Source organism: Sorangium sp. So ce693 (assembly GCF_051521375.1).
Taxonomy (GTDB): domain Bacteria; phylum Myxococcota_A; class Polyangia; order Polyangiales; family Polyangiaceae; genus Sorangium; species Sorangium atrum.
The window spans coordinates 12,184,179-12,198,592 of the sequence record NZ_CP150347.1 but is presented as its reverse complement, the minus strand read 5'-3'; the positions used below and the strand labels follow the sequence as shown (position 1 = coordinate 12,198,592).

Annotated in this window: 7 protein-coding genes and 1 pseudogene; 2 read left to right on the top strand and 6 right to left on the bottom strand. The window is 71.5% G+C overall.

Going from position 1 to position 14,414, the window contains the following annotated elements; all coding sequences use genetic code 11:
* Positions 1-3: 3 nt before the first annotated feature.
* From WMF14_RS45520 to WMF14_RS45505, 4 genes are all read right to left on the bottom strand, one after another.
* Positions 4-3,666, bottom strand: coding sequence for an FIST N-terminal domain-containing protein (locus tag WMF14_RS45520; RefSeq protein ID WP_437796832.1), 3,663 nt, complete (start codon positions 3,664-3,666; stop codon positions 4-6).
* A gap of 118 nt (positions 3,667-3,784) precedes the next feature.
* Entirely contained in the window at positions 3,785-5,062 is a 1,278-nt protein-coding gene (locus tag WMF14_RS45515) for a PP2C family protein-serine/threonine phosphatase (RefSeq protein WP_437796830.1), read from the bottom strand.
* Positions 5,063-5,110: 48 nt separating this feature from the next.
* Positions 5,111-6,133: a hypothetical protein gene (locus WMF14_RS45510; RefSeq protein WP_437796829.1), complete on the bottom strand. Its 1,023-nt coding sequence runs from the start codon at positions 6,131-6,133 to the stop codon at positions 5,111-5,113.
* 242 nt (positions 6,134-6,375) lie between these two features.
* Positions 6,376-7,239, bottom strand: coding sequence for a hypothetical protein (locus WMF14_RS45505; RefSeq protein ID WP_437796827.1), 864 nt, complete (start codon positions 7,237-7,239; stop codon positions 6,376-6,378).
* A 506-nt stretch (positions 7,240-7,745) separates the two neighbouring features.
* On the opposite strand from WMF14_RS45505, the gene WMF14_RS45500 reads away from it, so the two are divergent.
* Entirely contained in the window at positions 7,746-9,470 is a 1,725-nt protein-coding gene (locus WMF14_RS45500; RefSeq protein WP_437796826.1) for an ABC transporter substrate-binding protein, read from the top strand.
* 93 nt (positions 9,471-9,563) lie between these two features.
* Here WMF14_RS45500 and WMF14_RS45495 read toward each other — a convergent pair whose 3' ends face one another.
* A complete protein-coding gene (locus tag WMF14_RS45495; protein WP_437796824.1) occupies positions 9,564-10,658 on the bottom strand; it encodes a PEGA domain-containing protein in 1,095 nt (364 codons plus the stop codon).
* Positions 10,659-10,979: 321 nt separating this feature from the next.
* Here WMF14_RS45495 and WMF14_RS45490 point away from each other — a divergent pair.
* A pseudogene (locus tag WMF14_RS45490) lies at positions 10,980-11,866 on the top strand (hypothetical protein).
* Positions 11,867-12,135: 269 nt separating this feature from the next.
* Here the strand turns inward: WMF14_RS45490 and WMF14_RS45485 are convergent.
* The gene (locus WMF14_RS45485) at positions 12,136-14,412 is read right to left on the bottom strand and encodes a hypothetical protein (RefSeq protein WP_437796822.1); all 2,277 of its coding nucleotides are present in this window, start codon (positions 14,410-14,412) and stop codon (positions 12,136-12,138) included.
* Positions 14,413-14,414: the final 2 nt, after the last annotated feature.

The following is a 14,414-nucleotide window of genomic DNA, read 5'->3' as shown; positions in this document are numbered from 1 at the left end:
TGCTCATCGAGGGCCTTCGGCCTGGGATTTCGCGAAGCTCACGCTGCGGCGCTCACCGCGCGACTCGATCTGGAGCGTCATCGTACCACCGGCCGGCGTGCGCGCCCACGCGTCCGCCGCGGCCTTCCCGAAGATCTCGACGGACTGGACGGGGCGATCGTTGACCGACAGTACGATGTCCCCCGCGACGACCCCTGGATCCGCGCCGCGCTGCGAGCGCTCCGCCGCGACGACGACGAGCTCGCCGGAGGTGCGTACCCTCGCCTCGAGCTGCGGGAAGAAGCGCGCCACGGTGAGCCCCTGGAACGTGGCCGTCTGGCGGTAGAGCTCCGCGGCCGCGTCGAAGCTCTCCCTGGGCAGCCTGTAGCGCGCAAAGGCGAGCACGCCGTCGCCTTCCCGCCGCACGACGGCGTCGACGCGCTCGGGCGTCGCGAACGCGCCGACCTGCGCAAGGAAGCGCCCGGCGATGCGCTCGACGATCTCCGCGCGCTGCGCCGGCCCGGCGTCGGCCGGCGGCTGCGCGACGAGCAGCTCGGCCGCGGGGGAGCCCGCGAGCTCGGCGGCGAGGCCGGACGTGAGGCGCTCGAGCGCGCCGTTGCGCGCCGCCGCGAGCGCGCCCGACTCGCTGGCCGCGGGGCCGCCGCGGCCGACGACGAGCACGCTCTCGCCCTCGACGACGAACGGCCGCTCGACCCACGCGGGCGGGAGGTCGTCCATGACCGACCAGCTCGCCGTGCCGGGGCCGCTCGCGGGCGGCGCCGGCGCGCGCGCCTGGCCCACGGGCGCCGCAGGGGCCGCAGGGGCCGCCGAGGCCGCGGGCGCCGCCGAGGCCGCGGGCGCTGCCGAGGCCGCAGGCGCCGCAGCGTGGCCGACGCCGCCGCGCCACGCCGCGAAACCGACGGCCGCGAGCGCCACGCCGCCGAGGAGCGCGAGGAACGCCGCGTTGCCGCCCGCGCCGCGCTGCTGCGACGCGGCGGCGCCCGCGCTGTGCTGCTGCGCCTCGGGCGCCGCGGCCTGCTGCTGCTGCGGGCTCGCCGGAGGCAGGGCGGGCGGCAGCGGGGCGGAGGGGGCACGCGCCGCGTGGGCGCCGAGGAGGTAGAGCAGCGAGCGGGAGCCGTCGAAGGCGAGCGGCGTGTTGCAGCGCTTGCAGGTGACGCCCGGGTCCTGGCCGCCGTGGAGCAGGGGCGCGCGCCGATCGACCTCGACGAGCACCGTCCGGATCGCGCTGCACGACGCGCAGCGGCCCTCGACGACCGCGGACGCGATCCTCGCGCGCTCGGGCCACGAGGGGCCCGCCGTGCGCTCGGCGAGAAGCCGGGGACAGCCCTCGATGCGGATCGCCTCGACGGCGCCGTCGATCTTGCAGAGCGCAGACTCGAAGCGCGCCGCGCCGTCGGCGGTGACCGCGGGGACGTTGCTCAGGTCGAAGACGACCTGGCCCTCGAGGCCGTCGATGATGCGGCTCCAGCGGAGCGTGGCGGTCAGCTTGCTGCCCACCTTGAGGCGCGTGACGCGCCCCTCGACGGACTTCTCCACCACGTCGCCGACGGCCGGCTCGTCGGACCGCTCGAGCTCGAGGAGGATCTCGCGCACCTCCGGCGGGATCGCGCCGGCGCCGTGCTGGGCGACGAACCCGAAATAGGTCTCCGCGTCGTCGTCGAAGGCGCCCGCGCCTTCGCAGCGGGGGCACACCGCGTCGGGCGCCTTGCCCTCGGCGAGCGAGGCCGCGTCGTGGGCGCAGTCGACGAGGCGCTCGAACTGGGCGCCGCACGACTCGCAGCAGTACGGCGCGTAGAACGAGACGACCCGCCCGTTGCCGGCGAACCGCCGGATCATGCTGAGCTGGTTGATGACCGGCTCGGAGCAGCGCGCGAGGTAGAGGGCGCGGAGGCGCGGCTGGGCCGCGTGGATCATCTGGAGCCACTCGCGGACGCCGAACGACGTGATCCGCTCGACGCCGGCCAGATCGAGCAGGACCTTGCCCTCGAGCTCCCGCGCGAGCGCCGCCCCCTTGAACGCCTCGGTCATGCGCCCGGCGAGCCGGACGACGAGGACGTCGCCGATCGTGCGCCGATCGAACGCGAGGCTGTCGAGGCGGCCGGCGGCGCCGGCGGGCGGCACGCTCCGCGTCGGCGCGGCGCGGTGCGCCCAGGCGGCCGGCGGCGGCCGGTCCACGGTGGTGGGGCTGTGCCCCGACGAGACCGGCCCCGAGGCAGGCTCGGCGCTGTGCGGGCGCGACGCCCTGCGGCCGTTCGGCGGCGGCACCCGGACGGTCGGCCGCGGCTCCTCGCCCTCGCGCGCCGGGGACAGCGGCGACGGCCCGGGCGCCGCGCTCGACGCCGACGCCGGCGCGTCGAAGGCGGTCTCGGACGTGAAGGTCGAGTCCGACGCGATCTCGAGCTCCTCGAACTCCGCCATCCCGCCGGCGGGCTGCGCGACGACGCGCGCCGCCACGGCCGGCGCGCGCTTCGCGGCGCGCGGCCTCCGCTCCCTCGGGCCTTCGCTCCTGACGAGCGGCGTGAGCGCCTCGGAGAGGACGGTGAGGGTCATGGTCTGGTTGTGCAGGTCGCAGTGGCCGGTCGCGTACGGCGAGATCTCCCCGTACGAGTAGAACCCCGTCACCTGCGTGCCCTTCGGCAGCACGTCCAGCACCGCCTCGACCTCTTCCTCGGTCCGGTCGCCCAGCACGATCCGGCGCCCCACGCAGCTGATCGCGATCGCCAGCGCATTGTCCCCGCCCGCCTTGCCCGCCTCGCTCGCCGCCCTCGCCGCCTGCTCCGCGCCCCCGATCAGCCGCTCGAAGTCCGCCTTCATCAGCTGCACGAGGTGCCCTCTCGGCACGTCCCCCGCGAACGTCAGCGACTGCGCGTCGTGGTCCACCGCCAGCACCGTCCGCACCAGCGCCTTCTCGTCCTGCGCCGTCGCGCGCAGCGCCAGCGGGAACAGGAGCGCCGACGCCGGCAGCTCCGCCGCCTTGTCCCCGAGGTACTCCTTGTACAGAGCCAGCGCCGGGCGGCCGTCGACCTCGTAGAGCACGTTGCCCTCCGAGCGCGTCACCACGCGCTCCGGCCCGAACTTGTCCCAGCCGCCCTTCGACCCGTGCTGGATCACCACGTGCTCGCCGTACAGCCCCACGGCCGCCACGAGCCCGCTGCGCACCACGTCCCCCGCGCACACCCACGTCCGCTTGAACTGCGTCCCGTCCCCGGACAGGCCCCCGGTCACCACCACCGACTCCGGCAGCACCGCGTTCAGCCCGCGCACCAGCTGGCTGCCGTTCACCCCGAGCCCCTCCGACAGCACGAGCACCCCGCGCAGCCCCGGCCGCTCCAGCTTGCGCGCCAGCGCCTGCCCCGCGGCGAACGACTCCGACGCGCTCGCCACCTCCACCTGCGCCGTCGCCAGCGCCGTCCGCTCGAACCGCGCCACCGCCACCGTCAGCGTCCCGTCGCGCACCGACGTGCCCGCGATCTCCCCCGCGCTCGAGCACCCCACCACGTGCGACCGCGGGTACGCTCGCCGCAGCTCCCGGATCGCCCCGGGGTCGTCGAGGAGCTCCGGCGCCCCGAACGCCAGCACCAGCGTCCGCTCGCTGTCGAGCACCGGCAGCACCCGCACGGACCACTTCTTGGTGTCCCGATCGTAGTGGAAGGTCTCGAGGATCATGGAGCTCCGCGCTCTCAGGCTACCGCACGCGGGGGGCGACCGGCGTCATGTCGTGACGGGACGGGCGCCATGACGCGGCGGTCGAGCTCGCTGGTACGCCCGTCGTCTTCGTGGCGCCCTACGACACGCGGGCCACGACGAGCGTCACGTCGTCGTCGAGGGCGCGCTCGCCGCGGAACCTGGACACCGCCTCGACGATCGCGTCCCTCGCCTCCTCGGGCGCGCTGGCGGCCACGCTCTGGAAGAGCGATCGCAGCCGCTTCTCGGTGAACTGCTCGCTCGACTCGTTCTCGCACTCGGTCACGCCGTCGGTGAACCAGAGCAGGGCGTCGCCGCCCTCCAGGGCGATGGTGCTCGATGTGTACTCGGCCGAGCTCGCCGCCCCGAGCGGCTCGCCCTGCGCGGCGAGCTGCCGGATCGCGCTGTTCCTGACCAGGTAGGGGAACGGGTGCCCGGCGTTCGCGAGGGTCAGCGAGCCGGCTGCGGGGTCGAAGATGCACGCCGCGCACGTCATCAGGAACTTCTGCTGCCCCGCCTCGAAGATCGAGCAGTTCATGACCCGGAGCAGCTGCGCCGGGCTGAGCTGCTCGCGCGCGAACGTGCGCACGACGTCGCAGGCGGCCTTCGCCGCCCCCGTGATGATCGCGGACGAGATGCCGTGCCCGGTCACGTCGCCGACGACGGTGAGCAGCCTGCCGTCCGGCAGATCGTGGAACGTCCACCAGTCGCCGCCGCACTCCGCCGCGGGCTGGAAGTGGCTGGCGAGCCGCAGGGACGGCCGCTCGATGACGTCCTCGCTCGGAACGAGCATCTGCTGGACGGCGCGCGCGACCTCGAGCTGCTTCTTCAGCGACGCCTTCTCCGCCGTGTCGTGGAGCAGCTGCACGAGCCGGTCCCCGAGCGCGACGAGCTGGACGCGGACCTCGTTGATGGCCTCGTCCGAGCCGCTCGCGCCTGCGGCGTCCTGGGTCGCGCTGCCAGGCGCGGCCTGGGTCGCGCCGCCGGGCGCCGCGCTGCTCAGGGAGAAGAGCTCGCCGAGCTTCGACGCGAAGCGCCGCTTGGCCGTGGAGATCGTCGAGCCGACCTCGATCGGCCGCGACGGCTCGACCTGCGAGCTCGCGGCGTCGTGGAAGATGGTCAGCGCGTCCCCGATGGCCACGACGACGCTGCGCAGGCGGTCCCGCTCGGCCAGGAGCTGGCGGTGCAGCGCGCCCATCTCGTTCGTGGAGAGGTCGAGCGAGCGGGTGAGCAGGCTCCGGTCGTCGGCGACGTGGCGGTAGTGCTCGCTGATGCGCGCGACCACCTTGTGCCAGGTCTCCTTGTCGGGCGGCTCGCCGAGGTCCTCGAGCCCGAGGCGCCTGAGCTGCCGCGCGAGGAGCGGATCGATCTCAGCCATGGCGCCCGCCTCGGCCGGCTCGCCGTCCTCTCGCGCCGCGCGCGGGCGTCACCACCCGGTCCGCTCCAGCGTCTCGATCGCCGGCGTGGAGCGCTCGAAGAAGTGGAGGGACGCCGGGAGCGAGCGGAACTCGCGCGGGTTGACGTCGAGGTCCCAGAAGGAGGTGACCATCGTCGAGGCCATGGGCGACACGTCGACGACCAGCACGGCGCCGGCCGCGTAGATCTTGAGCATGCCGAGGCCGGCGCCGCCGCGCGAGGTGTCGAGCACGGGGGAGCTGGCGGAGTCGGCGCCGCGGGCGCTCAGGCCGCGGGTGATGCCCTCGAAGACGTGGTGTCGCCGGAGGCCGCCGAACGGATCGTGGGCCTGGAGGGCGAGGTACGCGCCGTCGGTGCCGAGGCGCAGGGTGGGCATCTCGTTCTCCTCGAGCACGACGTCGCGCCGCCTGTCGTGCGCGTAGCGGGGGCGGCCGCGGCGGTCGACGGGCGCGTCGTACATCGCGTTCATGAGCAGCTCGTGCGCGAGGGCGGCGAGCCGCTCGGCGACGCGCGCGGGGGCGCCGGAGCGCTCGGCCCAGTGCGCGACCTCGGCGACGGTGCGGTCGCGGTCGTCGCTCGTGCGGGGGCGCCATTTCACGATGGTCGCGCCCCAGGAGAGCAGGTCGGAGAGGCGAGGCGGCAGGGCGAGCGGCTTGAGGATGCGGCGGACGGCGAGGGCGATCTCCCAGGGCCGCGGCATGGAGGCGAAGCTCGGCCAGCCGACGATGCTGGAGAGGCGGGGCTCCTTGAGGGCGGCGTGGAGGATCGCGTCGGTGCTGCCCGAGGTCCACACGAGCAGGTGCATGCTGGGGTATCGCTCGGCCGCCCACTCGAGCGCGAGGTCGAGATCGGCGGCGTCGCAGCCGAGCAGGAGGGGTCGCTCCGACAGCCGGGCGCGCAGCTCGGCGGGATCGCTGGCGACGGGCACGTCCTGCAGGCCGGAGGCCGCCGCCATCACGCGGGCGATGCGCTGGCCGACGACGCGGTTCCGCTCGAGGACGGCGATGGTCGCTTTGGGAGGAGAGGCGCTCAAGGGCTCACCGCGGGTTATCCCCCTGGCACCGGCTGCTCCGGGGGTGGGCACGGCCCATTACATCACAGCGCGCGTCCGAGAGGCGCCGTGAAGACGCCGAGCCGCCGCGTGGGCATGGAGGCGCGGGGGGGCGCTCGCCCCCGCAGACGACCGCACATGCAGAGGCGGCGTCGCCGCCGAGCGCCGGATCCGGGCCCTGCACGGCATCGCTCCGTCGAGCCGCCGTCAAGCCGCCGCGCCGGTCACCGGACGCACTGAGACCAGGCCGTCTTGTTGTTGACGGTGTGCTGCTCCCAGTCGAGCGTCGTTGGATTGTACTCGAGCCAGACGCCATCGGTCCAGGTGTTCGACGTGAAGGGCCCGCCCAGCCCTGTCATGCCGCACGCCACCCCGCCGACCGAATTGCTCGCCAGAGGATCGATGCGGTGGTTGTTGCCGGCGAGCCACTGCCAGGCACCGTAGTTCTGCGGCACATCCACGCAGATGGCCTTCACCGTGGCCGTCACCGGGGTATCCACGCCCGTGGTGCTGACGCCCTCGAGGAACCATTCGCCCGAGGCGTCTTTTCGCACCCTCGCGTAGTCCGTGATCCAGTTGTTGAACCTGAATGCGCCGTTGCTGATCACCTGCGTGAGGAAGCACCGTCGTGACGACGTGCCGAACCCCATGCTCGTCGGCAGGCCGTCCCCCGGTCCCCAGGTCCAGGTGTAGTGACCCGTCCTGTTCTCCGCCGTGTTGACGCACACGGCGTTGGCGCCCAGGTTCTGGCCGCTGGCGGCGTCGACGTCGAGTATCCAGTCGCCGCCGGACCGCTGCACGCGCACCGAGGCCTGAGAGCTGGCCCCGAGCTTGCCCCAGACGCCTGCGAGGAAGCACGTCCGGTCGACGTCCGTCCCCAGGTTGAGCTCGCAGCTCCCCCCGCATCCCCAGCTGTACCCCGACCAGCCGACCGCCGCCTGGGCCTCCCCGACGGCCTCGTCCAGGGCCCCTTCGTCCTCATGGCCCACCTCGCCCACGCAGCCGAGCGCCAGGGGAGCGACGAGCAGCGCCAACGCCGAGCCGAGATGAGCGCTCCAGGGCTTGTTCACCAGCGTCTTCGATCTCATGGGAGGAGCTCCTTGGCAGAGGGGAAGTGAGTCGATTTCAAGTTCAGGACAACACTCCAACCTCTATCGTTTTCAACGATGGTTTGTCAACATGGTTAACTTTCGAGCAGCGCATTCTCTGCGACATGAAGCATGAAGGAGGAGGTCCGGAATCAACGAGCACCACGCGTGGGTGAGCCCCGTGCTCGCCTGTCGGGGCGCACGGGCGCGCGGGCGCACGACCCGCTCGGCCAGGCTTCAAGTCTCCAGCTCTCGCCATCCGTCGCCGTCCCTCGCCCTCCCTCGCCGGACGGCGGCGACGGAGCGCGCGGCGACTGCCACGTTTGCGCGTTGACACCCACACGACTTAACCGGTAAAGTCGTCCATGCCATGCCGACCACGGCGTGGCGTGGAGGACCTCGCGCGGTCGTCCGTCGGCCCTTGTCTGCCGGGCGACGGCGCCGCGCGCTGTCACGGGGATGAAGCGTCGCGGGGACCGGACGTCGCCCGCGCGGAGAGGCTTGTCATGAAGACTGGACTTATGCCGCGTCGCATCTTCTTTCTATCGGCGCTGATGCTTTCCGCCGGCGCCGCCGCCGGTTGCTCTTCCAAGGAGAAAGTCGAGGCGGCTCGTGGCGCTCCGGAGGGGTCGGCGGCGTCCGCGCCGGCGCCTGCGGCGAAGGGCGCCTCGATGGTCACGATATCGAGGGAGCAGCAGGCCTCCTGGGTGCGGAGCTTCAACCCCCTGCTCGCCGAGGGGAGCGTGCGATTCCCGACGCTCGCCGGCATCTACGAGCCGATGCTCATCTTCAACACGATGAAGGGCGAGTACACGCCGTGGCTCGCCACGAAATACGCGTGGAGCGACGGGAACAAGAGGCTCACCTTCACGACGCGCTCCGGCGTCCAGTGGTCGGATGGACAGGCATTCTCGGCGAAGGACGTGGCGTTCACGTTCGAGCTCCTGAAGAAGCACCCCGCGCTCGACCTCTCGGGGGTGTGGAAGTTCGTCGAGTCCGTGAAGGCGACGGACGACACGACGGTCGAGTTCGCGTTGAAGCGGCCGTACGTCCCGGGGCTCAGCTACATCGGCCACCAGCCGATCGTGCCGGAGCACAAGTGGAAGGACGTCGCCGATCCGGTCACATACGCGAACGAGACCCCCGTGGCGACAGGGCCGTTCACCGAGATCAAGACCTTTCAGAACCAGGTGTACGAGCTCGGCAAGAACCCGAACTACTGGCAGAAGGGGAAGCCGGCCGTCGATGGGCTGCGCTTCCCGGCGTACCCGGGCAACGACCAGGTCAATATGGCGATCATCAACGGCGAGGTCGACTGGGCGGGCGCGTTCGTCCCCGAGATCGAGAAGGTCTATGTCGCCAAGGACCCGGTGAACCACCATTACTGGTTCCCGCTCGTCGGCGGCATGGCCACGCTCTACCCGAACAGCACGAAGAAGCCGTTCGACGACGTGCGCGTGCGCAAGGCGATCAGCATGGGCATCGATCGGGCGCAGATCGTGAAGATCGCGTCCAACGACTACACCCAGCCGGCGGACGCGACGGGGCTCGACGACTCCTACGAGCGCTGGCGCAACCCGAAGGCCGTGGCGGCGGGCGACTGGGTGAAGCTCGACGTGGCGAGGGCGAAGCAGCTCCTCGACGAGGCCGGGTACGCGCCGGGCCCGGACGGGATCCGGGTGAAGGACGGCAAGCCGATGCGCTTCGAGATCAACGTCGTCACCGGCTGGTCCGACTGGGTCCGCGCGGTCCAGATCATGACGCAGAACCTCAAGCAGCTCGGCATCGACGCCTCGCTCAAGGCATATGATTTCAGCGCGTTCTTCGAGGCGCTCCAGAAGGGCACGTTCGACATGTCGATGGGGTGGACGACCGTCGAGCCGACGCCCTACAACTACTACCGCGATCTCATGTCGGCGGAGCTCGTGAAGCCCGTCGGCGAGGCGAGCGCGCGCAACTGGCACCGCTACGGCGACAAGGAGGCCGACAAGCTGTTCCAGCAGTTCGAGGCAGCGACGGAGTCAGCCGAGCAGAAGCGCATCCTCGACGAGGTGCAGCTGCTCTACGCGCAGAACGCGCCGGTGATCCCGCTCTTCAAGAACCCGTCCTGGGGCGAGTACAGCACGAAGCGCTTCACCGGCTTCCCCACCAAGGAGAACCCGTACGCCAAGCTGTCGCCGAACAACCCGCCGGAGTACCTGCTCGTCCTCACCGAGCTCAGGCCGAGATGACACGGAGCTCAGGCCGAGATGACGCGCCGCGGGCCTTCGCGGGGGACACCGCGGCGGCCGCATCGGCGGTGATCCCCTTCATCGGTGGCGGACTCACCACGCTCCGAGCGCCACAACGCCGATCTGGTGCGCCGTCGTCACTGGCAAGACACGGAGCGCGGTCGTCCCCGGCTTCGATCGGTCGAATGAGACGTGCGGGACGAAGGACGCCACGGTGGCTGCGCCGACGACTGCCCCCGTCGCGACGAGCGCGGCCCCGAGGACGCCGGACCTGTCGCGCTGCACGCGCAAACGGTGGAGCTCGGGGCACGCGGAGGGCTGCGGTACCTTCGAGCACGCGTCCGAGGTCCACGCTGGATCGCGGCTGAGGCCTTCGATCCGCTCGTCGATGTCCCCGTCGAGCGCGCTCGACCGCAGCATGAAGACGGCCCCCGACGAGACGGCGGCCGTCGTGACGGCGATCCCCGCGATCCGCAGCGCGCCCGGCCACGACGCCCAGGGCCCCGGCGTCGGGGGCGCGGCCGGCCCGACCGGTGCGCTCTTCTTCGCGCTCGGCTCGGGGGCGGGCGGGGGCGGCGGGGCCACGCGCGAGAGCGTCAGCGTCGCGCCGACCGTCGCCCCACCGGCGAGCTCGACCCGATGCGAGAGCTCCTCGTACCCCGACAAGCGGGCCAGGAGCGTGTGCATCCCCGGATCGACGAACAGCTCGAGGACCGTGGCCCCTGTGCCGATCGGCTCCCCGTCCAGGAGCACCTCGGCGTCGGGCGGGGCGGCAGCCACGTAGATCCTTCCGACGTGCTCCAGCGCCTTGTTGAACCCGCTCTTGAACCGGCGGACGAGCGGCTCTTTCAGGACGGCGTCGTGATCGAGGCTCTCCCCCAGGTGCTCGGCGGCCTCGCGGTGCTTGCCCTGCTCCAGCTCGGAGAGCCCGAGATACCCGAGGACCTCGGCCTGCTGGACCTCGGTCATCCCGGCGGCGTCGGGCGCCGCCAGGGCGGCCTCGAAGCGCGCCTCGGCGTCCGCCCACCGCCGCCCGAAGAAGGCGATCCGCGCCTGCTGGCGCAGCGCCGCGGCCGCCGGCGGCGAGCCCCCGGGCGGCGGCGCCGCGCGCGAGGGCGCCGTGGCGCCGAGCAACGCGCCGAGAAGGCAGCACCGCAACAGGACCGACCGCAAGCGCAAGCGCGTCATGTACAGCCCACCTTATCAACGACGTCGCCAGCCCGGCAACGGCGCACACCGGCGTGGCATCGCGCTCTTACACGACAGGTTTGACGTCGTCTCAGGAACGCAACCGACCGAGGACCTGAGTCCGCTCGTCCACCCGAGAGCCCCACGCGCAGCCCCGTAGGGGCACACGCGATTCACGCGATTCACATGGCGTGATGAACCCGAGGAGCTTCCCGGAATTTCTTGGTGGGAGGTGACTGCTCGGCCCGTGCGGAATCCACCGCATGAGCCTGGTACGCCACGCAAATCCAGCATGACTGCAACCACTTGTGAGACGATCCGATGCCCTCAGTGACCCATGAAGCCCTGGTGGAGCTGTTCAAGAACCGGCCCACGCTCGCCGCCGAGATGCTGCACGACGCGCTCGGCCATCCGGTCCCGGCCTTCACGGAGGCGCGCGTCGAGTCCTCCGATTTCACCGAGATCGTGCCGTCCGACCGCCGTGCGGATGTCGTTGTCGTGCTGCTGGTCGGCGAGCAGCAGCGGCCCGCGATGTCCATCGTGGTCGAGGTCCAGCTCGGGGTGGACCCGGACAAGCCCTACGTCTGGCCCGTGTACGTCACCCAGACGCGCGCCCGGCACCGCTGCCCAACCGGGCTGCTGGTCGTGACCATCAACGCAGCGATGGCGCGCTGGTGCTCGCGGCCGATCGACACCGGCCACCCTGGCTGGACGCTGACGCCGCTGGTGCTCGGGCCCCAGGGCGTCCCGGTCGTCACCGACGTTGAGCAAGCGAGGGCGGCGCCCGAGGTGGCCGTGCTCTCCGCGATGGCGCACGGACAGAGCGAGGCGGCCGAAGCCATCGGCGTGGCCTTTTTTTCGGGGGCGGCGGACGAGCTCGATCAGGAGCGCCGGGCCGTCTACGGGGATCTGGTGCTATCTCGCTGAACGCAGCGGCGAGGCGGAAGTTGGAGGCGATGATGAAGAGCGGTTACCAGTTTCAGAGCGAATTCGCGCGCGGCTACGTAGCGAAAGGTCGGCAGGAGGGAATCCTCGAAGCCAAGGCGCACGACGTTCTCGTCTTCCTTGAAGCCCGCGGGCTCGAGGTCCCCGCCGAGGTGAGGGAACGCGTCCTCGCGAGCACCGACATCGACGAGCTGGATCGCTGGATCCGCCGCGCCGCCGTGATCAGCGACGCCCGGGAGCTCCTCGCCACGACCGGCTCCTGAACCAACACCCCGGGCCCGAGGAGCAGCCGAGCGCGCTGCCCCTGTCGCCAGGCGGCGATGCAGGGTGTCCCCTGCACCCCATAGGCGTTAACCAAGCTTCGCGCCGCGTTCTCCTACATCCGAACGTTTACGTGGTCGTGAACGTGGTCGTGGTCGTGGTCGTCAACGATAGGCCGTGAACGACCACGACCACGTCCACGACCACGACCACGTTCACGTAAACGTTGGTGGTCGAACGAGCTTGGCTGACGCCTATGCCCCTGCACCCGCTACTTCTCCGCGCTCGCCTCCTTGAGCGGCGGCGGCAGCGCCGGCAGCCCCGGACGCGGCCGATACCCTGGCTTCCGGTACGACAGGATCGGGATCGCCTCGTTCTTGTACGGCGCGCTCTCCCCCGGCTTCGGGCACTGATCCCGCACCCAGTAGACGTCGCACGCCACGATCTCGTCCTCCGGCCGCCCGGTCCGCTCATGATACCTGAGCAGGTAGTCCTGGAGGCCCGGCTTGCGAAATGCCTTGTTCCGATCGAGCCTGATCCTGTTGAAATAGTCCTGCTGGATCTGCCCGAGCCCCAGCCCCCGCGCGTCGGAGAGGTTCAGATCCGGCGGGAGCCCCGTGAACGGATCCACGTGCCGGCCGTCGACCGTGATCGCGTCGACGCTGATCGACCCGTCCTCCGTGATCGGGTTCGGCGCGAACATCCCCCACCCCTGGAGGATCCGCGGATACACGATCGTCGCCTGCACGAAGCTCGGCTGAGAGTGCTTGAGGAACGCAGGCACGCTCTTGTTCTCGTTGATGGCCTGGCTCACCGCGCAGAGCCCGAGGTACGCGATCAGCGCCTCCCGCGCGATCGTCCTTCCGCGGGCGAAGCGCTCCGCGAGCGGCGACGGGCTCTCCACCACGCCCGCCGCCCTCCCGCGCGGCGCCCGGCCCAGCCCGAAATACCGCGCGATCTCGTCGCGCCGCCTCGAGGCGACCCCGAGCAGCACGCCCGGCGCGCCGAGGGCCAGCGCCCAGACGAACGGCCAGGCGAAACGACCTCCAGGGAGCGCCTGCACGATCTCGCGCAGCGCCGCCGCGCCGCGGAACACCCGCCCATCCGCCGGATCGCTCGCGTCGCGCACCTCGAAGAGCTCCGGCCGGGGCTCCCCTCCCCCGGCCGCCTCCGCGCCGCCCGCGGGGACAGCGCGCGCCTCCTCGAACCGGAGCAGCTCCAGCGCATCGAGCCGGACAAGGAAGCGCATGAGGGCGAAGGCGAGCGGTGAATCGCCGTCATAAACGACGACCCGGGGCGCCGCGCGGCGGCGATACCAGCGCTCTAGCGCGTCCCAGTGCTGCGCCGTCGGCAGCAGGAACGACCAGGCGATCATGAACCACGAGAACGGGCCGAGGCGCATCATCACCCCGAACGACCCGTGCAGGGCCCACATCCCCCCCATCGCGAGCGCCCGCGTGAAGCGGCGGCCATAGGGCGAGAGGATCCACGTCACGAGCAGCGCCTCGAGCATCAGCACGCCCCAGGTGAGCCCCTTCGTCGCCCAGAAAGGGATGAGCTCCCGCGCGAGGACGGCGACCCCGGTCACCATGCGATCGAGGTGCAAGACGTAGTGCACCGTCTCGCCGTGACGCCAGATCTGGCCCGACTTGTTGACGACGTTGAAATAATAGACGGTCGCCAGGTTCAGGATCGCGAGGAGCACGATCCCCGAGACGTACGGCCGCTCGGCCCAGTCGGGGCGCCTCCGATCCGCGAGATCGGCGGCCGTCCGCTCCCGCCGCTCGCGGTAGGAGCGAATCAGCGCGTCGACGGAGAAGCGCCTGCCGGTCGGCATGAACATGGCCCAGCAGGCGATGATGTTCACGACGACATAGCCGCCGTTCTCGATCATGACGATCCGGTTGTCCCTGCTCGTCACGAGGATGAACGACATGATCGAGAACAGCCGCGTGTTCCATCCGACGAAGTAGCAGAGAAAGCAGAAGAGCGAGAGCGCGAACGCGACGTGGACCTCTCCCGTCGACGAGAACGCGTGATACAGGCTGAAGTTGTATCCGCTGCTCGGGTGGAAGAGGTGATAGTGGTTGGTGAGCACCCCGTCGTTGCTGTAGATCCAGCTCGCCTCGGCCCAGTGGCGCACGCAGTCGGCCGAGAGGAGGAAGCCCAGCACCAGCCTGAACAGGCCGAGCGTGCGGACGTCGATGGTGCAGTAATGCTCCTTGATCCATCGCCCCACGCGCCGGAGGCGCCCCTCGGCCGGCCGCCTCGGAGCCCCGCCCTCGGGCGCTCGCGGCGCGCCCGCACCGCCCGGCGCGCTCTCCCGCGGCTCGCCTTCGCCGGGCGGAACATCCGCTGTCGACGCGCCTTCGCCGGACGGCACATCCGCTGTCGACGCGCCTTCGCCGGGCGGCACATCTTCTGTCGGCGCGCCCTCACCGGGCGGAACATCCGCTGTCGACGCGCCCTCACCGGACGGCGCGCCCGCGCCACGTCCGAGCGCCGCGTCGGGGTCCGCGGCGCTCGGGTCCTCGTCAGGCCGACCCATCC